Annotated in this window: 25 protein-coding genes; 2 read left to right on the top strand and 23 right to left on the bottom strand. The window is 67.4% G+C overall.

The features are described from left to right. Positions 1-16 precede the first annotated feature (16 nt). Positions 17-1,213: an alkaline phosphatase family protein gene (locus ABN401_RS10560; RefSeq protein WP_349684804.1), complete on the bottom strand. Its 1,197-nt coding sequence runs from the start codon at positions 1,211-1,213 to the stop codon at positions 17-19. A gap of 97 nt (positions 1,214-1,310) precedes the next feature. On the opposite strand from ABN401_RS10560, the gene ABN401_RS10555 reads away from it, so the two are divergent. Both ABN401_RS10555 and ABN401_RS10550 read left to right on the top strand, forming a co-directional pair. Next, entirely contained in the window at positions 1,311-2,252 is a 942-nt protein-coding gene (locus tag ABN401_RS10555; protein ID WP_349684803.1) for an ABC transporter ATP-binding protein, read from the top strand. Beyond that, entirely contained in the window at positions 2,242-3,120 is an 879-nt protein-coding gene (locus tag ABN401_RS10550) for an ABC transporter permease subunit (RefSeq protein WP_349684802.1), read from the top strand. Before ABN401_RS10555 ends, ABN401_RS10550 begins: the two co-directional genes overlap by 11 nt. Positions 3,121-3,172: 52 nt before the next feature. Here the strand turns inward: ABN401_RS10550 and ABN401_RS10545 are convergent, their stop codons facing one another. The 22 genes from ABN401_RS10545 to rplX form a co-directional block, all read right to left on the bottom strand. Next, positions 3,173-5,566 carry a TonB-dependent receptor gene (locus ABN401_RS10545; protein WP_349684801.1) on the bottom strand — a complete coding sequence of 798 codons (2,394 nt, stop codon included), beginning with the start codon at positions 5,564-5,566 and terminating at the stop codon, positions 3,173-3,175. A gap of 125 nt (positions 5,567-5,691) precedes the next feature. Continuing rightward, a complete protein-coding gene (locus ABN401_RS10540; RefSeq protein ID WP_349684800.1) occupies positions 5,692-6,345 on the bottom strand; it encodes a glutathione S-transferase family protein in 654 nt (217 codons plus the stop codon). Further along, a complete protein-coding gene (locus ABN401_RS10535) occupies positions 6,342-6,803 on the bottom strand; it encodes a GNAT family N-acetyltransferase (RefSeq protein ID WP_349684799.1) in 462 nt (153 codons plus the stop codon). The genes ABN401_RS10540 and ABN401_RS10535 overlap by 4 nt, the downstream gene beginning before the upstream one ends. Before the next feature lie 87 nt (positions 6,804-6,890). Further along, positions 6,891-7,310: a 50S ribosomal protein L17 gene (gene rplQ / locus ABN401_RS10530; protein ID WP_349684798.1), complete on the bottom strand. Its 420-nt coding sequence runs from the start codon at positions 7,308-7,310 to the stop codon at positions 6,891-6,893. Between the two features lie 102 nt (positions 7,311-7,412). After that, entirely contained in the window at positions 7,413-8,432 is a 1,020-nt protein-coding gene (locus ABN401_RS10525; RefSeq protein ID WP_349684797.1) for a DNA-directed RNA polymerase subunit alpha, read from the bottom strand. A gap of 110 nt (positions 8,433-8,542) precedes the next feature. Continuing rightward, positions 8,543-8,932: a 30S ribosomal protein S11 gene (gene rpsK, locus ABN401_RS10520; protein WP_008264180.1), complete on the bottom strand. Its 390-nt coding sequence runs from the start codon at positions 8,930-8,932 to the stop codon at positions 8,543-8,545. A gap of 9 nt (positions 8,933-8,941) precedes the next feature. After that, positions 8,942-9,310 carry a 30S ribosomal protein S13 gene (rpsM, locus tag ABN401_RS10515; RefSeq protein WP_349684796.1) on the bottom strand — a complete coding sequence of 123 codons (369 nt, stop codon included), beginning with the start codon at positions 9,308-9,310 and terminating at the stop codon, positions 8,942-8,944. A gap of 126 nt (positions 9,311-9,436) precedes the next feature. Then, positions 9,437-9,769, bottom strand: a complete 333-nt coding sequence (locus ABN401_RS10510; protein ID WP_349684795.1) for a type II toxin-antitoxin system PemK/MazF family toxin — start codon at positions 9,767-9,769, stop codon at positions 9,437-9,439. Next, positions 9,762-10,085: a type II toxin-antitoxin system TacA family antitoxin gene (locus tag ABN401_RS10505; protein WP_349684794.1), complete on the bottom strand. Its 324-nt coding sequence runs from the start codon at positions 10,083-10,085 to the stop codon at positions 9,762-9,764. Before ABN401_RS10505 ends, ABN401_RS10510 begins: the two co-directional genes overlap by 8 nt. 61 nt (positions 10,086-10,146) lie before the next feature. Then, complete coding sequence (locus ABN401_RS10500; RefSeq protein WP_349684793.1) at positions 10,147-12,606, bottom strand: zinc-dependent metalloprotease; 2,460 nt, start codon at positions 12,604-12,606, stop codon at positions 10,147-10,149. A 66-nt stretch (positions 12,607-12,672) separates the two neighbouring features. Continuing rightward, positions 12,673-13,419 carry an energy transducer TonB gene (locus ABN401_RS10495; RefSeq protein WP_349684792.1) on the bottom strand — a complete coding sequence of 249 codons (747 nt, stop codon included), beginning with the start codon at positions 13,417-13,419 and terminating at the stop codon, positions 12,673-12,675. A 55-nt stretch (positions 13,420-13,474) separates the two neighbouring features. After that, the gene (locus ABN401_RS10490; RefSeq protein WP_349684791.1) at positions 13,475-14,047 is read right to left on the bottom strand and encodes an adenylate kinase; all 573 of its coding nucleotides are present in this window, start codon (positions 14,045-14,047) and stop codon (positions 13,475-13,477) included. A 70-nt stretch (positions 14,048-14,117) separates the two neighbouring features. After that, positions 14,118-15,494: a preprotein translocase subunit SecY gene (gene secY, locus ABN401_RS10485; protein ID WP_349684790.1), complete on the bottom strand. Its 1,377-nt coding sequence runs from the start codon at positions 15,492-15,494 to the stop codon at positions 14,118-14,120. A 111-nt stretch (positions 15,495-15,605) separates the two neighbouring features. Continuing rightward, positions 15,606-16,199 carry a 50S ribosomal protein L15 gene (gene rplO / locus ABN401_RS10480; protein ID WP_432763551.1) on the bottom strand — a complete coding sequence of 198 codons (594 nt, stop codon included), beginning with the start codon at positions 16,197-16,199 and terminating at the stop codon, positions 15,606-15,608. A gap of 142 nt (positions 16,200-16,341) precedes the next feature. Beyond that, entirely contained in the window at positions 16,342-16,536 is a 195-nt protein-coding gene (gene rpmD / locus ABN401_RS10475; protein ID WP_349684789.1) for a 50S ribosomal protein L30, read from the bottom strand. Positions 16,537-16,539: 3 nt separating this feature from the next. Then, positions 16,540-17,163, bottom strand: coding sequence for a 30S ribosomal protein S5 (gene rpsE / locus ABN401_RS10470; protein WP_349684788.1), 624 nt, complete (start codon positions 17,161-17,163; stop codon positions 16,540-16,542). 10 nt (positions 17,164-17,173) lie between these two features. Next, positions 17,174-17,536, bottom strand: coding sequence for a 50S ribosomal protein L18 (rplR, locus tag ABN401_RS10465; protein WP_349684787.1), 363 nt, complete (start codon positions 17,534-17,536; stop codon positions 17,174-17,176). A gap of 3 nt (positions 17,537-17,539) precedes the next feature. Beyond that, positions 17,540-18,073 (bottom strand): 50S ribosomal protein L6, encoded by a 534-nt coding sequence (rplF, locus tag ABN401_RS10460; protein WP_349684786.1) that lies wholly within the window; start codon positions 18,071-18,073, stop codon positions 17,540-17,542. Positions 18,074-18,075: 2 nt separating this feature from the next. Continuing rightward, positions 18,076-18,474 carry a 30S ribosomal protein S8 gene (gene rpsH, locus ABN401_RS10455; RefSeq protein ID WP_349684785.1) on the bottom strand — a complete coding sequence of 133 codons (399 nt, stop codon included), beginning with the start codon at positions 18,472-18,474 and terminating at the stop codon, positions 18,076-18,078. Between the two features lie 14 nt (positions 18,475-18,488). Next, positions 18,489-18,794, bottom strand: coding sequence for a 30S ribosomal protein S14 (gene rpsN / locus ABN401_RS10450; RefSeq protein ID WP_029417722.1), 306 nt, complete (start codon positions 18,792-18,794; stop codon positions 18,489-18,491). A 19-nt stretch (positions 18,795-18,813) separates the two neighbouring features. Then, on the bottom strand, positions 18,814-19,374 hold the full coding sequence (gene rplE, locus ABN401_RS10445; RefSeq protein ID WP_349684784.1) for a 50S ribosomal protein L5: 561 nt from the start codon (positions 19,372-19,374) through the stop codon (positions 18,814-18,816). Beyond that, positions 19,374-19,682, bottom strand: a complete 309-nt coding sequence (rplX, locus tag ABN401_RS10440) for a 50S ribosomal protein L24 (RefSeq protein WP_349684783.1) — start codon at positions 19,680-19,682, stop codon at positions 19,374-19,376. The genes rplE and rplX overlap by 1 nt, the downstream gene beginning before the upstream one ends. Position 19,683 lies beyond the last annotated feature (1 nt).

Below are 19,683 nucleotides of genomic sequence, written 5' to 3'. Positions count from 1 at the left end.
GTCCCGCCGTGGCAGGCTAGCGCGACATGGCCGCCAGGCCGTCTTCGGCGCGGCCGTCGCCGGGCGGGACCTCGATCCCGAGCAAACGCCCCAGCAGGGGCTGGACATCAACGCTGTCCATGTCCCTCAGGGTCACGCCCCGCGCGATATCCGGGCCGTGGGCGATGAACAGCGCCTGCATCTCTGGGGCCGCGTTGTCATAGCCATGGGCCCCGCCGACCCGTGTCACCGTCCGCGTGCGGGGCACGAACAGCCAACCGACGTCGGCGGCGCAGACGATGGAGGGCACCCTGGGGTTGGTGCCGAGCACGAACCGGGCGGGAATGGTCTCGCGGGTCCAGCACTCGCCATGCGCATGCCGGCGAACGAGGGCCCGGCGAACCTCGTCCTCGCGCCCTGCCGTCGGCTCCAGGAAGACCGCCGAGCCGGAATAGATGATCTGAACGAAAGCCGGATCGACCAGATCGTCCAGATGGGTCACGCGTTCGGGGGACGTTTGCGCCATTCCGTGGTCCGAAACGACGATCAGATGGGTCCGCTCCCACAGGCCTCGCGCCTGCAGGCCCGCGATCAGCCGGGCAACAGACGCGTCGACATCAGTCAGCGCGCGATCGACCTCCGGCGTGTCCGGGCCGAAGCTGTGCCCAACGGTGTCGACCGTGTCGAAATACAGGGTCGACAGATCGGGTCGGGGCGTCGCATCCAGCCAGCCCAGCAGGCGATCCACCCGCTGATCCCCGGTCACCGCCTGATCAAACGGGGCCCAGTAGGTCGGCCGTTCGCCCTGCAGTTCCGTCTCCGACCCGGGCCAGAACATCGTCGCGGTGGTCAGTCCGGCCTTTTCCGCCGTGATCCAGATCGGCTCCGCTTGATCCCAGAATCTCGGTTCCTTGTTGGCCATGGTGAACCGGCCGAGCACGGGATCGATGAAGGAATTTCCTACGATTCCATGATGATCCGGATGCCTGCCGGTCACCAGCGTATAGTGGTTCGGGAAGGTGACGCTGGGATACGACGGCCGCATCGACCCCGTCGCGCCCTCTGCCGCCAGCGCCGACAGCGTCGGCGTGTCTCCACGCGACAGATAGTCCGTCCGGAATCCGTCGATCGAGATCAACACAGTCAGCGGTCGCCCGATGTCTGGCTGTGGCCCCCTCGAGGTGGCGCACGCGGCAAGCAGCAGGGTCAGGCAGACGATCAGGGCACGGGACATTCGCAGGCTCCGGCGAGGGTGCGAGGTTGCATAATCTTAATCCGCGACGGCCTCGCGACGGCTTGCGAGGTGCCATTCCCACCGCCAAGGTCGGGCCATGACCTCGGTGATCGAAACGCGCGACCTGACCAAGACCTACGGGTCGGTGCGGGCGCTGGACGGCCTCAGTCTCAGCATCCCGCGCGGCGGGGTCTATGGCGTCCTGGGGCCCAATGGTGCGGGCAAGTCGACCCTGTTCCGCATCCTGCTGGGCCTGATCCGCCCCTCGGCCGGAGAGGCCACGGTGATGGGCGGCCGGATCGGCGACGTCGCGGCCGGCCGCCGCATGGGCTCGATGATCGAGACGCCGCGCTTTCCCCCCTTCATGACGGCGCGCCAGGTGCTGGAGTGGCTGTCGGCCGCCCACGGATTGCACTCCGACACGGCGCGCGTCTCCGGCTGGCTGGAGCGGGTGGGTCTGACCGAGGCGGCGGACCGCAAGGTGCGCGGTTTCTCCGTCGGCATGCTACAACGGCTGGGCGTCGCCGCCGCCCTCATCACCGAGCCCGAGCTGGTCATTCTGGACGAGCCCACCAGCGGCATGGACCCGCCCGGTATCCAGGAGATGCGCGCCCTGATCCGGTCGCTCGCCGAGCGCGACGGCATCACCGTCATCCTGGCCAGCCACCAGCTGCTGGAGGTCCAGCGCGTGTGCGACCGGGTGGCGATCCTGAACCGGGGCAAGCTGGTGCGCGAAGGCGCGGTCAGCGACCTGACCTCGGCCGGGGAACGATTGCGCCTGTCGGTCACCCCGATTTCGAGGACGCTTGAGGTCATCGCCGCCCTGCCCGGCGCGCATGGCTCGCTGGAGGGCGACGCCGTCATGGCCGCCCTGCCCCGCCCCGAGGCCCCGGCCCTGCTGCGCGCCCTGATCGAGGCCGGCGTCGATGTCGACGAGGCTCGTTGGGTCGGCGCCGATCTGGAGAGCGTCTTCATGACCGAGACCGGCTCCATCCAGCATGCGGAGACGATCATCCAGGAGGTGGGCCATGCTCGCTGACGCCATCCGCGCCGAGACCTACCGGTTCACCCGCAACCGCATGGCCATGGTCTGGTCGATCCTGTTCGTGCCGACGCTGTTCCTGGCCATCGGCACCGCCGTCCAGTTCTTCACCAGGGCCCGCATGGCCGAGATGGCCGAGGCCCTGCCACCCGAGCTGACCGCAGAGGGTGGCCCCCTGGCCACCAGCGGTCCGCTCGATCTGGGCCAGAGCCTGGTCAGTCAGGCAGCGGATTTCGCCAATCCGATCGTGATGCTGTTCGTCCTGATCGGCGCGGCCATCATCTACGCCGGAGATTACCGGTGGGAGACATGGCGGCTGACCAGCGCGCGCAACAGCCGCGCCAATCTGATCCTGGGCAAGGTCGTGCTGGTTTTCGGCGTGGTCCTGGCCGCGCTCGTGACCTGGCTGGCGTTCGGCATGGTCGGCGAGCTCATCAAGGCCGCCATCTTCGAGCGTCCACTCACGTTCAGTTTCGACGGTGATCGGCCCGGCCAGTTCGGCGGCTTCATCGCCGTGACCGTCGCCCGTGTCATGCAGTTCAGTATGATCGGCCTGCTGGCCGCCGCGGTCTCCCGGTCCCTGCTGGCCACCCTGTTCGTGCCGATGGTCGTCGCCATCGGCCAGTTCTTCCTGATGCAGAGCCTGCCTTTGCTGGGCTGGAGCGCGGCCGACCTGCAATCCCACCTGCTGATCCCCGGCCTGTCCCACGATGTGCTGAAGACCGTGCTTCAGGGGGGTGCCGATGCGGCCGCCGCGCCGGACGGCGTCGCCTGGAAGGCGATGCTGAGCCTGGGCCTGTGGACAGTCGTCCCCCTGGCCGTAGCCCTCGCCTGGTTCAGCCGGCAGGATCTGTCGAAGGAATAGGACCGGCCCGCCTTGCGGCAGACCGGCCCCAGGTCTTTCAGAACGCCTCGCCTCAGAATGAGCGGCGCAGCGTCAGCCCCATCGTCCGCGGCGTGCCGACCGTATAGCCCAGCCGCGCCCGGCCACCGCGCTCGCGGTCGAAGGACAGCAGCGGGTTCTCGTCGAACAGGTTGTTGATGTAGACGATCGCCTCGATGCCGTTGTCGAACTCGATCCCGGCCGAGAGGTTGAACAGCTCATAGCTGGGCAGTTCCAGGTCGACGATCGTGGCTCGCGTGCCCGTCGCCCCGCCGAACGGCAGGCCGGAGGTGAAGGAGCGCGGGTTGTTCTCCTGATCGCTGGCTTGGGTGTAGCGGCTGCCGACGTGCTGGAACGAGGCGTTGACGTAGCCCGGCAGGCCGCTGAGCACGGTGAAGCTGTAGGTGGCGTTCAGCGAGAACTGCAGCTCCGGCACCGACGGCAGTCGATTGCCCTCGCGGATGCCGCCAATCACCGCGCCCGTGCCGTCGCGGACGGTCGAATCGAACTCGGCCTCCACGAAGCTGCCCGAGAAGCCGACCTCCAGGTTGTCGGTCAGCAGGGTCGACAACTCCAGCTCGATCCCGGCCGTGTGGGCCGACTCGACGTTGAACACGACGCGCGACGAGCAGGATCCGGCGTCCAGCGTCGTCTGCAGATTCTCGATGTCGGTGTAGAAGACCGCCGAGTTCAGCGTGACGTTGCCGAAGCGCGACTTCACCCCGGCCTCGTAGTTCCACAGCGTCTCGTCGTCATAGGTCTGGAATCCACCGAAGATGGCGGCGTCGGCCGGCGAGCACAGCGGGATGTTCAGCGGGTCGTTGACCCCGCCGAGACGGAAGCCCTGGGCCGCCTGGGCGTTGAAGGTGACGTTGTCGGATGCCTCGTAGCTGACCAGGATTCGCGGCGTGAAGCCGTCCGACGCGGTCGTGTCGGTGCGGCGGTCGCCGTTGGCGAACAGGCCACCCGAGGTGAAGCTGCGGGTCTCCGAGAAGTCGTAGAAGCGACCGCCCGCCGTGACCGTCAGCTGGCCGAAGTCATAGCTGGCCTCGCCGAACACCGCCGTCTGTTCGATGTCGTAGGGCAGCAGGGCGTTGTAGGGCGAGTTGGGCCCAAAGCCGTTTCGCACGGCCACCGATGTCCCGGCCCCGAGGGTGGCATCGGTCGCGGCGTCGTATCCGGGCGTCGGCAGCAACTGCGAATAGACCCGGTCGACTTGCGAATAGAAGACGCCGGCCAGCCACTGGAACGGGCCATCGCTGGTCGAGGAGATGCGCACTTCCTGGCTGAACTGCTCCAGCGTGGTCGTGTCGACCAGGTTCGACGGCAGCAGCACCGCCGCCGCCGGAAAGCCCAGGTCCACCGACACCGAACCTGTCAGGGCGCTGGCGTCCCGGCTGACCAGGATGTCGCGATCGATGTAGCTGGTCACCGAAGTCAACTCGACGGCGCCCAGGTCGAAGGAGGCCGTCAGGTCGGCCAGCAGCGTCTCGTCCTCGAACGCCTCGTCCAGCAGCAGGAACTGCTCGCGTTCGCCCAGGATGACCGGAGCCCGGGTCGTCGTGAACGGATTGGCGAAAAGGTTGAACGCCTCCTGCCGGTTGAAGCCTTCCGTCTCGATCTTCTGGTAGACGATCCGCGGCGTGATCGAGACGGTCGACGACGGTTCGAACAGCAAGGCCACCCGACCGCCCGTCCGGGTCCCGTCGTTGATGTTGTCCCGGACCGCGCCGCCCTCGCGGCGGGCGTCGATGAAGCCGGCGTATTCGGTGTGATAAGCCACAGCGCGCAGGGCCACGGTGTCGGACACCGGGATGTTGATCGCGCCTTTCAGATGGCCGCCCAGATCGTCACCCTCGACGACGTTGACGTTGGCTTCGAGCGTGCCCTCGCTGACGCCCAGGGTCGGCTGGTTGGTGATGTAGCGCACCGTGCCCCCGACCGAGCCCGAGCCGAACAGCGTGCCCTGAGGCCCGCGCAGCGTCTCGACGCGGTTGAGGTCGAACAGGTCGAAGTCCGGCGTGAACAGCGAAAGAGAGACCACGCTCTCGTCGAGGTAGACGCCGACCTGCTCCTTGACGCCCGGCTGGTCACGAACGACCTGGCCGGCGGAGACGCCGCGCACCGAGACCTGGCTCTGACCCGGCCCAAGGTTCTGGATCGACAGACCGGCGACGTTGCGCGCCAGGTCTTCCAGGGTGACGGCACCCGACCGCTGGATGTCTTCCTGGGTCTGGGCGTTGATCGAGAACGGCACGTCCTGAATGGTCGAATCACGCTTGGTGCCGGTGACGATGATCTCGTCCAGGTTCGTCGCGTCCTGCCCGTCCTGGGCCAGGGCGGCACCCGCCGGAGCCAGCAGGGCGATGGCGCAACCGGCCGTCAGCAGTCTCGTCCGCACGCTCTTCGCACTCGAAAACCTACGCATGACATTTCTCCCGGAGTTTCTTGTATGGCGAAGCTTGATCCCGATCCGACAAACTCCCAAGCCTCATTCTCGCCGAAAACACGAATTTCCCTCCGGCGTCGTCCTTTTGCCACGCGACATCGGTGTCAGTCCTCGTCCGGCGCGCCCAGCGGGAAGTAGCCGCGATAGGGTCTGGCCTCGTCCAGCGCCCGGGCATAGCTGGGTCGAGCCAGCAGACGCCGCCGATAGGCCCACAGGTGCTCGAACCGCGCCGGAATCGCGTGGGTCCAGTGGGCGTAAAGCAACCCCGGCGCGGCCCCGCAGTCGGCCAAGCTGAACGTCTCGCCCGTTGCCCAGGTGCGTCCCGCCATCACCCCGTCCAGCCAGGCGTAGGCCGTCTCCAGCTTCGCGCGCGCTTCGGCATCGGCGATCGGATCGCGGTCGGTCTCGGGGCGCAGGGCGTTGTAGATGATGCGCTGCTGGTTGGCCTGTATCTGGTTATCGAACACCCGGTCCATGAAGCGGACCTCCAGCGCCTTATCCGGATCAATGGGGATCATCGGGACTGCGGGCGAGACCTGGTCCAGCCGCTCGATGATGATCGAGGTCTCGGCGAACGACCGGTCGTCGTCCTGGAGCACGGGGAACTGACCGAACGGCCACAGGGCCTTCAACTCCGCCATGGCCCCCTCGTCCTCCAGCATGCGCGGGGTGAAGGGCAGGTCCTTCTCATAGAAGGCGACGATGGCCTTCTGGCAGTAGGACGAGAAGGGGTGGCTATACAGAACGAGGTCGCTCACAGAGGCTTCTCCATCCAGGTGTCGCACCGGACATAGGGCGAGGGTCGGGGCGGCAGATCGACGAAGCCGAAGCGGAGATACAGGGCGATGGCATGGGTCTGGGTCCGGTTCGTCTCCAGATACAGTCGAGGTGCGCCGGCCGCGCGCGCATGGGCCTCGCAGGCCTCCAGCAGGCGCCGGCCGAGACCGAGGCCCTGAGCGTCCGACGCGACGGCCATCTTGCCGACCTCATGGCCGCCGTCGTCCATGACCATGAGCGAGCAGCAGCCGACCGCCTCCCCGTCCCGCTCGGCCATGAAGATCACGCCGCCTCTGGACAGGATCGCCCCGTCCGGATCGTCCAGGACCCACCGGTCCTTGGCCTCGATGGCGTAGCCGCCGTCCAGGATCCAGTATTCGTTCAGCGCCACCCAGGCAGCGGCGTGGTCGGGGCGGTAGGGGACGATGTCGACGGTCATGGCCCAGCTTGCCGCGCCTCGGGGCAAAGAGAAAGGGCGACCCGATCGCTCGGGCCGCCCTTGCCGGTTCGTGAATGACGTCGAGAGTCAGCCCTCGTCGTCGTCCCCGTAGGCCATGACCGGGCCCGAATCCAAACCCTTGGCCGAGGTGTCGCGATCGACGAACTCGATCACGGCCATGGCGGCGTTGTCGCCGTGGCGGTAGCCGGCCTTCATGATGCGGATGTAGCCGCCGTTGCGATCGGCGTAGCGCGGGCCGATCGTCTCGAACAGCTTGCCGACCTGGGTCACGTCGCGCACGGCGCTGATGGCCTGACGACGAGCGTGGAGGTCGCCGCGCTTGCCGAGCGTGACCAGCTTCTCGACGAAGGGCCGCAGCTCCTTGGCCTTGGGCAGGGTCGTCGTGATCTGCTCGTGCTTGATCAACGAGGCAGCCATGTTGGCGAACATGGCCTGGCGATGGCTGACCGTACGGCCGAGCTTCCTATAGGCGGCGCCGTGGCGCATCGGGGTCTCTCCTACTCCGGCCCGGGTTTCCCCTCTCGGGGACCTTTGACCGCATTCATTCTAACCGCTCCGATGACCGAAGGTCCGGGCGGAGGGTTGAAACTAGATCTGGTCGTCGAACTTCTTGGCCAGGTCTTCGATGTTCTCCGGGGGCCAGTTGGGCACGTCCATGCCCAGCGACAGACCCATGGAGGTCAGCACTTCCTTGATTTCGTTCAGCGACTTGCGGCCGAAGTTCGGGGTGCGAAGCATCTCGCCCTCGGTCTTCTGGATCAGGTCGCCGATGTAGACGATGTTGTCGTTCTTCAGGCAGTTGGCCGAACGGACCGACAGCTCCAGCTCGTCGACCTTCTTCAGCAGGGCCGGGTTGAACGGAAGGTCCGGCTTGCCTTCGGTGGCCTCGACGGCCTTCTTGGGCTCTTCGAAGGTGATGAAGATCTGCAGCTGGTCCTGCAGGATGCGCGAGGCATAGGCCACGGCGTCCACAGGGCTCACGGCGCCGTTGGTCTCGACCTCCAGCACCAGCTTGTCATAGTCCAGCGACTGGCCCTGACGGGTCGGCTCGACCCGGTAGGCGACGCGTTTGACCGGCGAATACAGGGCGTCGACGGCGATCAGGCCGATCGGCGCGTCTTCGGGGCGGTTGAACTCCGACGCCACATAGCCCTTGCCGTTCTGGACGGTCAGTTCCATGCGCACCGAGGCGCCGTCATCCAGCGTGCAGATGATGTGGTCGGGGTTCAGGACCTCGATATCGGCCGGCACGTCGATCTGGCCGGCGGTCACGACGCCGGGGCCGGTGGCCCGCAGCGTCATGCGCTTGGGGCCCTCGGCGTGCATGCGCAGCGCCAGCTGCTTGATGTTCAGCACGATGTCGACGACGTCCTCGCGCACGCCTTCCAGCGACGAGAACTCGTGCACCACGCCGTCAATCTGGATGGCGGTGACGGCCGCGCCTTGCAGCGACGACAGCAGCACGCGCCGCAGGGCATTGCCGAGCGTCACACCGAAACCGCGCTCGAGGGGCTCGGCCACCAGGCGGGCCTTGCGTTGGGCGTCGGAGCCCAGCTCGATCTGCGGCTTCTCGGGACGGATCAGCTCTTGCCAGTTACGTTCGATCATAGGTGTCCCTAACGAGTGTCACCGGCGCGCCAGATCCTTGAACAAGGACTGCCCTCGTCAGGGCGGCGAACCGGCGGATAATGGAGGCGGCGGTCGTCTTCAGGCGGCGCTTAGACGCGGCGACGCTTGGGCGGACGGCAACCGTTGTGCGGCATCGGCGTGACGTCGCGGATGGTGGTGATGGTCAGGCCGACCGACTGCAGGGCGCGCAGGGCCGACTCGCGCCCGGAACCCGGACCCGAGACGTTGACTTCCAGCGTCTTGACGCCGTGTTCCTGGGCCTTCTTGCCCGCGTCTTCGGCGGCCATCTGGGCGGCGTAGGGCGTCGACTTGCGCGATCCCTTGAAGCCCATGTGGCCGGCCGAGGACCAGGAGATCGCGTTCCCCTGGGCGTCGGTGATGGTCACCATCGTGTTGTTGAACGACGCGTTCACATGGGCGACGCCCGAGGTGATGTTCTTGCGCTCGCGCTTCTTTACGCGACCCGGTTCCTTGGCCATGTGTCTGTCTTACTTCTTCTTGCCGGCGATCGGCTTGGCGGGGCCCTTGCGGGTGCGGGCGTTGGTGTGGGTGCGCTGGCCACGGACCGGCAGGCCCTTGCGGTGACGCAGGCCGCGATAGCAGGCCAGGTCCATCAGACGCTTGATGTTCATCGAGGTCTCGCGGCGCAGGTCGCCCTCGACGGTGTGATCCTTGTCGATGGTCTCGCGGATCTGCAGGACCTCGGCGTCAGTCAGCTGGTTCACGCGGCGCGAGGCCTCGATTCCCACCTTGCCGGTGATTTCCTTGGCGGCGGCCGGGCCGATGCCATGGATGTACTGAAGCGCGATTTCGACGCGCTTGTTGGTCGGAATGTTGACGCCAGCGATACGGGCCACGAAGCTCTCCAGATACGCGTTTCCGGACGCAACAAACGCTCCGGTCAACAGACCAGGAGCGTGGCGCCCTTCGCGGGAAGCGCGCCTTATACAGGGGATTCGGATCGCGTCAACGCCTGACGGCGGTCAGAGGGCCAGTTGCACCCGGATGGCGTCGTCGACGGACAGCATGTCGTCCCCGGACAGGCGACCCAGGCGGCGGCCGAACCGCTCGCGCGCCGCCGTGAACAGTTGATCCGCCATCGCCCGGCTTTGGCGACCTGAGATCGTCACATGAGCGTTGCCGGCGTAGAACTTCTTGAGGTTCGTGGTGAGCGGCACGACCTGAAAGCGATTGAGCGCGCTGTTCGCTCTGTCGTTACTGACCACGACAGCCGGTCGCGTCTTCTGAACCTCGGTTCCGACCGAAGGATCGAAGTCCACCCACCAGACATCCCCGCGACGCGGCTGGTCAGCCATCGAGCTTGAACTCTCCGGGCTCGATGTCGCCGATCAGACCTTCGATCCACTCATTGGCTTCGGCCTCGTACTCTTCGTCGGCGGCCATCTCGGCATAAGAGCGCTCCAACTCCGCCGGATCAGACCACCGCTCGCGCATACGCATCCGTGCGAGCACGGCCTCATGCCGGTCGATCCGCTCGACGGCGGCGTCATAAGCGGCCGAGGCGACGAAGTCGCTGACGCTCCGCCCCTCCATCTGCGCGGCGTGGCGCACGATGGCGAGCGTTTCCGGTGCCAGCCGGGCTTCAATGCGAGCGGTGCGATGCGCGGCCATATCAGAACTCCCTCGTCAACATGTACGTCAGAACGCCGTACGATTCAACGGAGATGGGAGATCAGCAGTGCCAGCAGGCCTCTCCCCCGATCGGACTTCCCGGAGGCGTCGGCGTTTCCACGCGGTTTTCCTCCAGCACCTGATCCATCCGCTCGCGGTCGGTGATCAGGTCCGCCAGGAACCGGTCGTGCGCCCGCTGGACCGGATCGGACCCGCGCGACGACCCGAGGCGCGACGCCAGGGCGTTCAACCGGTCCTCGACCACGGCGGCAGAGGTCGCTGACACCGTGTCCGATCGCAACAGTCCCGCCAGGGTCAGCACCGTGCGCGCCTGCACCCGCCGCGCGGGCTCGCCCAGACGTCCGGACGCGGGTCGGAAGGCGGTGGCGATCACCGCATCGATCGTCTCGGTCAGGCCCAGCGCCGAAGGATCACGCCGTTCCACGTCGGCCAGCCGTTCCACCCGCCGGGGCGCGAACAGGGCCGCCAGGCTCGTGTCGGCGGCGGCCTCGGCCGCGCTGCCCGGATCGAACAGCTGACCCTGGCGCGTGGCGAACAGCTCGACCTCGTGCTGAGGGTCACCGTCGCCCGACTGTTGCGCCGCCAGCAGGGCCAGCAGAGGCTCCGACAGGTCCAGGGCCGCTGGATCCAGCGTCGCCATCAACCCAGCCAGGGCCGCGCGCTGGTCCGCAACCGGCACCGGCCTCGCCGCCTCGCGCCCGTCGCCCAGCACCGGATAGCCATAGTCCAGACCCCCCACCAGCTTGGCCACGGCGTCCACCTGATAGCGGTGATACAGATAGATCGGCACCAGCCGCCGGCGCAGGTCGTTGACCGCCGAGCCCTGAGGCAGGGCTTCCAGGCCGAAGCGGTCCAGCGCGATCCGGCGCACCTGCATCAGGTGCGCCAGTTCCGCCACCGGGTCCGACCCGTTGTCCCACAGACTGCCCCAGGGCTGGGCGTCGCCGCCGACCCGGGCGTCTCCGTCCGAAACGAACCGCAGCCGCCCCGCGCCCTCGGCCGTGCGTCGCGCCAGTTCGGCGGGCTCGGCGTCGGCATAGAGCCAGTCGATGGCGAACCGGTCCCACTCGCCCATCCCCACCGCATAGGCGTCCTGGAACCGCACGCGGTCCCCGTCCACCGCGACCTGGGGCACGGGATAGTCCATCACCGAGGCCCGCCCCTGGGTCGAGGCGGCGAAATTGTGCAGCAGGCCGATGGCGTGGCCCACCTCATGCGCCGACAGCTGGCGGATGCGCGCCAACGCCACCTCTCGCGGATCGTTCGGTCCGCCAGTACCCGTCTGGTCGGCCCCGACGAGCCCCTCGAAGATCAGAATGTCCTGACGCACCCGCAAGGACCCCAGCAGCACGCTGCCCTTGACGATCTCGCCGGTGCGCGGATCGACCACGCTCTGGCCATAGGACCAGCTGCGCGTCGCCCGGTTGACCCAGTTGATGACGTTGTAGCGCGCGTCCAGCGGATCGACGCCCTCGGGCAGGACCTCGACGCGGTAGGCGTCGATATATCCCGCCCGCTCGAAGGCCTCGGCCCACCACAGGGCCCCCTCGACCAGGGCGGTGCGGATCGGCTCCGGCGCGGCGCGATCGACGTAGAAGACGATGGGCTCCACCACGGTGGACCGGGCCGCCATCGGATCGGTCTTCACCAGCCGGAACCGGTTGGCGACCCGGCTGACGATGGGCTCGTCCAGCGGCGCGGAGAAGTCGGTGATCAGGGTCGAGATCGCGCCGGTGCGCGGATCATACGGGCGTGGCTCATAGCCCGCGTCCGGCAGGCGGATGAAGCTGTGGTGCACGGTGAAGGTGGCCATCCGGGCGTCCGGCGCGATCTGGCTCAGCACCCGCCCCGGATTGTCGACCGCGAAGGTCAGGCGGGCTTCCAACTCGATGTTGTCGGGAAAGGCCCGCGCCTGGCTGGGGTCGATCAGCGTCAGGTCGGCGACCGGCCTCAGCGTCCCCTGCCCCGCCCGCGCCAGCGACGGCACGATGCCGTGGGCGTCGCGAGTGACGAAGCTGGAGATGTCGACCAGCACCGCGCCGTCGTCGTCGGTGGCGATCACCTCGCCGGACCAGACGGTGGAACCGACGAAGGCGTCGCGCGCCGCCGCCTGTTCCTCGGGCGAGCCCTGGGTCGCGCGATAGCGGGGGTTCTCGAACTCGGCGATCACCCGTCGGCCGATGCGACGGAAGGCCAGGATGTTGGTCGGCCCGATCTGGGCCCGGTCCAGCCCCGTCACCGCCGAGCCGACGCCCGTCCGCAGCGCCGTGTGGTGGATCACCCGGGCCAGCACCCCGTCCTCGGCGGGTGCCGGCAACTGCATCAGCACCTTCCCGCCGGCCCGGTCCACGAAGATCGGCAGCAGCCCGTCCTGCCGCGCCAGCCCCTCGATCGTCGATGCATAGGAAGCCGGGGCCGACTGAGCCTGAGCGGCCATGGGCGCGCCGAGCGCCAGGATGAGGGCGAGCGCCGTCGCCGCCGTGCCGAACCGAACCGCCATGAACATCCCCCGCGCCATCGGCCGTCATTTGGCGGGGTTCGGAGCGTCAGGTCAAACGATCCAGCGTCACTGCCGCCCGAACTGGACGAAGACGGTGACGCGGAACCCCTCCACCGGGCGGCCCGCCGCCGTCGTCGGCGGCCGGAAGCGGAAATGGGTCTCCGCGATCCGCACCGCCGCCTCGCCAAAGCCGAGCCCCTGTGGCGTCTCATCGACCGGTCTACAGGCTTCCAGACGTGTATCGGCCCGGATCACGCAGTTCACGGACGCCCGACCCGGGATGCGCCGCCGTCGCGCCTCGGGCGGCACGAAGGCCAGGATTTCCCCGTTTGAGGCGCCGCGCAGGATGATCGGCCCCGACCCCGCGCCCGGTCCATCCCCAGACCCGGTCCCCGACCCCGTGCCGGTCCCCTCTCCGCCCTGACCCAGGCCCGGCTCGGGCCCGGCCGTTTCCGAGGCGCCCACGATCAGCGTCGGCTCGGGCGCGGGCGTCGGTGGAGCGACCGGCAGTTCGGGCGGGACGCGCGGCGGGTCGGGCGGGCGATTGACGCGCGAGGCCGCGGCCGGGGCCCCGCCGCCCGGGTCAGCCGCCGGTTCCGGATCGGGCGGCGGCGGGGGTGGCGGCGGCGGTGCGAACTCGAACAGCTCGACCTCGATAGGCGACAGGATCGCCGGGGGCGCGGGCGGCGCGCCACGGAGACCCAGAAGCGCGAACAGGCCCGCGTGCGCCAGGGCCACGCCACCGATCACGCCCCAGCGGCGATAGCGCGCGCGTCGCGCCTCGGGGTGATGGAATGCATTTTCGCTTGTCACGCCGTCTCCCGATCCAGAGCGGGAACGAGCGGAATGGCCACGCTGTTCCGCGCGATCAGGCCTCTGTGCCGTCCAGGGCCGCGTCGATGGAGGCGGCCACGGTCTCGATCGACCCCATCCCGTCGACCTCGGTCAGCAGCCCCTTGTCTCCATAATAGGGAAGCAGCGGCGCGGTGTTGCGGTTGTAGGCGTCCAGCCGGACCTTGAAGCTCTCCGGATTGTCGTCCGGGCGGCCCTGGTCGGCATAGCGTTTGGCGATCCGGTCCATCAGGGCCCCGTCGTCGACCTTCAGGCGCACGACGCGATCGATCTTCTTGCCCAGCTTCGCCAGCATGGCGTCGAGGGCCTCGGCCTGGGGCACCGTGCGCGGAAAGCCGTCGAAGATGGCCCCGCCGGCGTCTTCGGCCTCTTTCAGGCGCGCCTCGATCAGGGCGATGACGATGGCGTCACTGACCAGTTCGCCGCGTGACATGATCGCCTGGCATTCCAGTCCGAGCTTGGAGCCCGAGGCGATGGCCTCGCGCAGCATGTCGCCGGTGGACAGCTGGACCATGCCGCGTTGCTCGACCAGCCGCTTGGCCTGGGTGCCCTTGCCGGCCGCGGGGGGCCCGAACAGGATCAGATTCATGCTCGGCGCCCCTCCCCGGGCGGATCAGGACTTCGGGCTCAAGTAGCGCGAAGCGCGATAGCCCAACAAACTAGCGACGCACGGGCGCGGGCGCGCCCCGGCCGCCGCGACCGCGCAGCTTGGCCTTCTTGATGAGGCCTTCGTACTGGTGGGCCAAGAGCTGCGACTGGATCTGCGCCACCGTGTCCATGGTCACCGAGACCACGATCAGGATCGAGGTGCCGCCGAAATAGACGCCGCCCATCTGACCGACCAGCAGTTCCGGCAACAGGCAGACGGCGGTGATATAGGCCGCGCCGATCACCGTCAGCCGGGTCAGGACATAGTCCAGATACTCGGCCGTGCGCTTGCCCGGACGGATGCCCGGCAGGAAGCCGCCGTATTTGCGCAGGTTCTCGGCCGTGTCCTCGGGATTGAAGGTGATCGAGGTGTAGAAGAAGCAGAAGAAGATGATCAGCCCGCCGTACAGGGCGATGAACAGGGGCTGGCCCTGCTGCAGCTGAGCCGTCACCAGCGGAAGCCAGTCCATCCAGCCCGGCAGGTCCGCCGTCGCCGTCATCTGGGCGACCGTCGTCGGCAGCAGCAGCAGGGACGAGGCGAAGATCGGCGGGATCACCCCGGCCGTGTTGACCTTCAGCGGCAGGAAGCTGCGCTCCCCGCCCGCCATGCGGTTGCCCTCCTGGCGCTTGGGATACTGGATCAGCAGCCGACGCTGGGCCCGCTCCATGAAGACGATGAAGACGATGACGGCGATCGCCAGGGCCGTGATGAACAGCAGGGTGAAGACCGACAGCTGGCCCTGCTGGGCCAGACCCAGCAGACGCGCCACGGTGCCCGGCAGGATGGCCACGATGCCGGCGAAGATGATCAGCGAGATGCCGTTGCCGACGCCGCGCGCCGTCACCTGCTCGCCCAGCCACATCAGGAACATCGTGCCGCCCGTCAGGCTGACGACCGTGGTGGCGATGAAGAACAGGCCCGGCTCATCGACCAGACCGGCCTGGGCGTTCAGGCCGACCGCGATGCCGAACGACTGGGCCAGGGCCAGGACCACGGTCAGGTACCGGGTGTACTGGTTCAGCTGCTTCCTGCCGCTCTCGCCGCCTTCCTTCTTCAGCTTCTCCCACGGCGGATACACCGCGCCCATCAGCTGGACGATGATCGAGGCCGAGATGTAGGGGGTGACGTTCAGGGCGAACACGGCCATCCGCTCGACGGCGCCGCCCGAGAACATGTTGAACATGTCCAGCACGCCGCGCTGGCCGTCCGGGTCCTGAAAGAACTGCAGGAAGGCCGCGGAGTTGATGCCCGGGATCGGCACATAGGTGCCGATGCGATAGACCAAGAGAGCGCCCAGCGTGAACAGCAGGCGCTTGTGCAACTCGGTCGCCTTGGCGAACGAGCCCATGTTCATATTCGCGGCGAGTTGTTCGGCGGCCGAAGCCATGTGTCGTTACCCCGACTGATCAGAACGCGGCGCGATCACTCGAATCCGACGCCTTCGTCCAGATAGGCGAAGGGCGGCCTCATAGCGAGACCGCCCCCCACGCTTTATTGTTTAGGCCTTGGCGGACGTGCGCGCCGAGCGGGCCGAGATCTTGTTGGCGTCACCGCGCGGAGCCTTGGGAGCCGGAGCCTTGCCCTTGGCGGCGTTGCGCTTCTCGACGCGGGCGGCGGCCTTGGCTTCCGCCTCGATCCGCTGCTCGACGACCGAGCCGCCGGCCGCTTCGATGGCCTTCCTGGCGCCGGCCGAGGCCGACCAGACGACCAGGTTCAGCTTGGCCTTGACCTCGCCGGTGCCCAGCAGACGCACGCCGTCCTTGGCGCGACGGATCACGCCGGCGGCCACCAGGGCATCGCCGTTGATCTCGGTCTTGATGTCCAGCTTCTTGCCGTCCACGGCGTCCTGCAGACGCCAGAGGTTCACCTCGGCCAGCTTCAGGGCGTTGGGATTGTTGAAGCCGCGCTTGGGCATCCGCATGTAGAGCGGCATCTGGCCGCCCTCGAAGCCGCCGATGGCGACGCCCGAACGGGACTTCTGGCCCTTGACGCCGCGACCGGCGGTCTTGCCCTTGCCCGAACCCGGGCCGCGGCCGACCCGCATGCGCTTCTTGTGCGCGCCTTCGTTGTCGCGGATTTCGTTCAGTTTCATGTGCCTGATCCTTTCGGGTTCTAGCGCCCGGTCTGGGACCGGACTCGGCTGTACTTCAAAGGGTCGAGGGTCGAGGGTCCAGGGTCGAAAGCAAAGCCATCCGACCTCGACCCTCGACCCTCATCCCTCGACCCTCAGAGACTTACTTCTCGACCACCTCGGTCAGGTGAGCGACCTTGGCGATCATGCCGCGGATCGAGGGGGTGTCTTCCAGCGTGGACTCGCGGCCCATGCGGTTCAGACCCAGGCCCACCAGGGTGGCGCGCTGGTCGTTCTTGCGGCGGATCGGCGAACCGGTCTGCTTGACGGTGATGGTCTTCTTCTCGGACTTGGCCATGTCTTAGGCTTCCTGAGCTTCAGGCGCGGCTTCCGGAGCCGAGGCGCCGTCGTTGCGGCGGCCCATCAGGTCGGCGACCTTCTTGCCACGCTTGGAGGCGACCTGACGCGGCGAGGACTGGACCTTGAGGGCCTCGAACGTCGCGCGGATCATGTTGTAGGGGTTGGACGAGCCGGTCGATTTGGCGACCACGTCGGCGACGCCCAGGGTTTCCAGCACGGCGCGCATCGGACCACCCGCGATGACGCCGGTTCCCGGAGGGGCCGCGCGCATCATGATCTTGCCGGCGCCCCAACGGCCGTTGCCGTCGTGGTGCAGGGTGCGGTTCTCGCGCAGCGGAACGCGGATCATGGTCTTCTTGGCTTCTTCGGTCGCCTTGCGGATGGCTTCCGGCACTTCGCGCGCCTTGCCGTGACCGAAGCCGACGCGGCCCTTGCCGTCGCCGACGACCATCAGGGCCGCGAAAGAGAACCGGCGACCACCCTTCACAGTGGCGGCGACGCGGTTGATGTGGACCAGCTTCTCGACGATGTCCGAATCCGGACCGTCGACGGCGGGAGCGTTGCGGTTGTCGCGACGGTTGCGGTCGTTGCCGCCCTGTCCGCCACGTTGAGGTGCTTGGGCCATCTGTCGGTCCTTAGAAGTTCAGGCCGGCTTCACGCGCGGCATCCGCCAGCGCCTTCACCCGACCGTGATAGATGTAGCCGCCGCGGTCGAAGACCACGTCCTTGACGCCCTTCTCGATGGCGCGCTGGGCGACCAGCTTGCCGATCGCGGCCGCGGCCTCGACGTTCGAGCCCTTGGACACACCGGCCTTGTCGCCTTCCAGCGACGAGGCGGAGGCCACCGTGACACCCTTGGTGTCGTCGATGATCTGGGCCGAGATGTTCTTGTCCGAACGATGCACGGACAGGCGCAGGCGACCGTTGGCCACCGCCTTGAGGCGACGACGGGTCCGCTCGGTGCGGCGCTTGGCGTTCTCTTTGAGGGTCGTGGCCATGGCTTACTTCTTCTTGCCTTCCTTGCGGCGGACCTTTTCGCCGGCATAGCGGACGCCCTTGCCCTTGTAGGGCTCCGGCGGACGCAGCTTGCGGATGTTGGCGGCCAGTTCACCGACGACCTGCTTGTCCGGGCCCGAGATCTTGATCTCGGTCTGCTTGGGCACCGCGAAGGTGACACCGGCCGGAGCCTTGATGTCGACCTCGTGCGAGAAGCCCAGTTGCAGCGACAGGTCGTTGCCCTTCATGGCGGCGCGGTAACCGACGCCGACCAGTTCCAGGGACCGCTCGAAGCCGGTGGTGACGCCGGTGACCATATTGTCGATCAGGGTGCGCGACAGGCCCCACATGGCGCGCGCGCGCTGGGTGTCGGCGCGGGCGTGCAGCGTCAGCTCGCCGTTCTCCTGGCGAACCTCGATCTCCTCGGCCACGGTCCAGGACCGCTCGGCCTTGGGACCTTTGACGCTGACCGTCTGGCCGTCGATGGTGACGGTCACGCCTTTCGGCACGGCGATGGGACGTTTTCCGATACGGGACATCTTTAGTAGACCCTGCAGAGGACTTCGCCGCCGACGTTGGCGTCGCGGGCTGCGGCGTCGGACATGACGCCCTTGGAGGTCGAAAGGATCGAGATGCCCAGACCGTTCTTGATCGGCTTCAGGTCGCTGATGGCCGAATAGACGCGGCGGCCAGGCTTCGACACGCGGGCGATCTCGGCGATCACCGGCTGGCCGTCGAAATACTTCAGCTCGATCTCGAACTGCGGGAACTCGCCCGGGTTCTGAACCAGGTTGTAGCCGCGGATGTAGCCCTCGTCCTGCAGCACGTCGAGGACGCGCTGGCGCAGACGCGAGGCCGGGGTCAGCACTTTCGAACGCTTGCGCATCGCGGCGTTCTTCATGCGGGCGATCATGTCGCTCAGGGGATCGTTGATCATCATGTCTGTCGCTCCCCTTACCAGCTCGACTTGGTCAGGCCCGGGATCTGGCCCAGGTTGCCCAGCTCACGCAGGGCGATACGGCTCATCTTGAGCTTGCGGTAGAAGGCGCGCGGACGGCCCGTCACCTCGCAGCGGTTGCGGATGCGGACGGCCGCCGAGTTGCGCGGCAGTTCGGCCAGCTTCAGGCGGGCGTCGAAACGCTCTTCCAGCGGCAGGCTCTCATCGTTCGCGGTCGCCTTCAGGGCGGCGCGCTTGGCGGCATACTGCGCAACCTTGGCCTTGACCATTTCGTTGCGGTTTACGGCGCTTTTCTTAGCCATTGTGCTTTTCCCTTCCCGCTCAGTTCTTCACGAACGGGAACTTGAACTCGGTGAGAAGCGCGCGCGCCTCGTCATCGGTCTTGGCCGTGGTGCAGACGATGATGTCCATGCCCCACATCTGGTCGATCTGGTCGTAGTTGATCTCGGGGAACACGATGTGCTCCTTCAGACCCATGGCGTAGTTGCCGCGACCGTCGAACGACGTCGGCTTCAGGCCCCGGAAGTCCTTCACGCGCGGCAGGGCGATCGTGATCAGACGGTCCAGGAACTCGTACATCTGGTCGCCGCGCAGAGTGACCTTGCCGCCCACGACCATGCCTTCGCGCAGCTTGAAGCCGGCGATGGAGTTGCGGGCCTTGGTCGGGACCGCCTTCTGGCCGGCGATCTGGGTCAGGTCCTTGAGAGCCGCATTGGCCTTCTTGGAGTCCGCCACGGCTTCGCCGATGCCCATGTTCAGCACGATCTTCTCGAGCTTGGGGGTCTGCATCGGGTTGGTGTAACCGAACTTCTCGGTCATCACGCCCTTGATGCGGCTGTTGTACTCGTCCTTGAGACGAGGCGTGTATTTTTCGGTCGCCATCAGATGACGTCTCCCGTGGTCTTGGCGAAACGAACCTTCTTTTCGCCGTCCATGCGGAAGCCGACGCGGGTCGCCTTGCCGTTGGCGTCGGCGATCGCGACGTTCGACAGGTGAAGCGAGGCTTCCTTGTTCTTGATCCCGCCCTGGGGGTCGCCCTGGGACGGCTTGGTGTGACGCTGCACCATGTTGATACCGGTCACGAGCACGCGGTTCTCGGTCGGCAGCACCTTGGCGACGTCGCCGGTGCGGCCCTTGTCCTTGCCGGTCAGGACGACGACGCGGTCGCCCTTCTTGATCTTGGCGGCCATG

Origin of the sequence: Brevundimonas aurifodinae (genome assembly GCF_040195595.1) — a bacterium.
GTDB classification, from domain to species: domain Bacteria; phylum Pseudomonadota; class Alphaproteobacteria; order Caulobacterales; family Caulobacteraceae; genus Brevundimonas; species Brevundimonas aurifodinae.
This window is presented reverse-complemented; position numbering and strand designations above follow the sequence as displayed.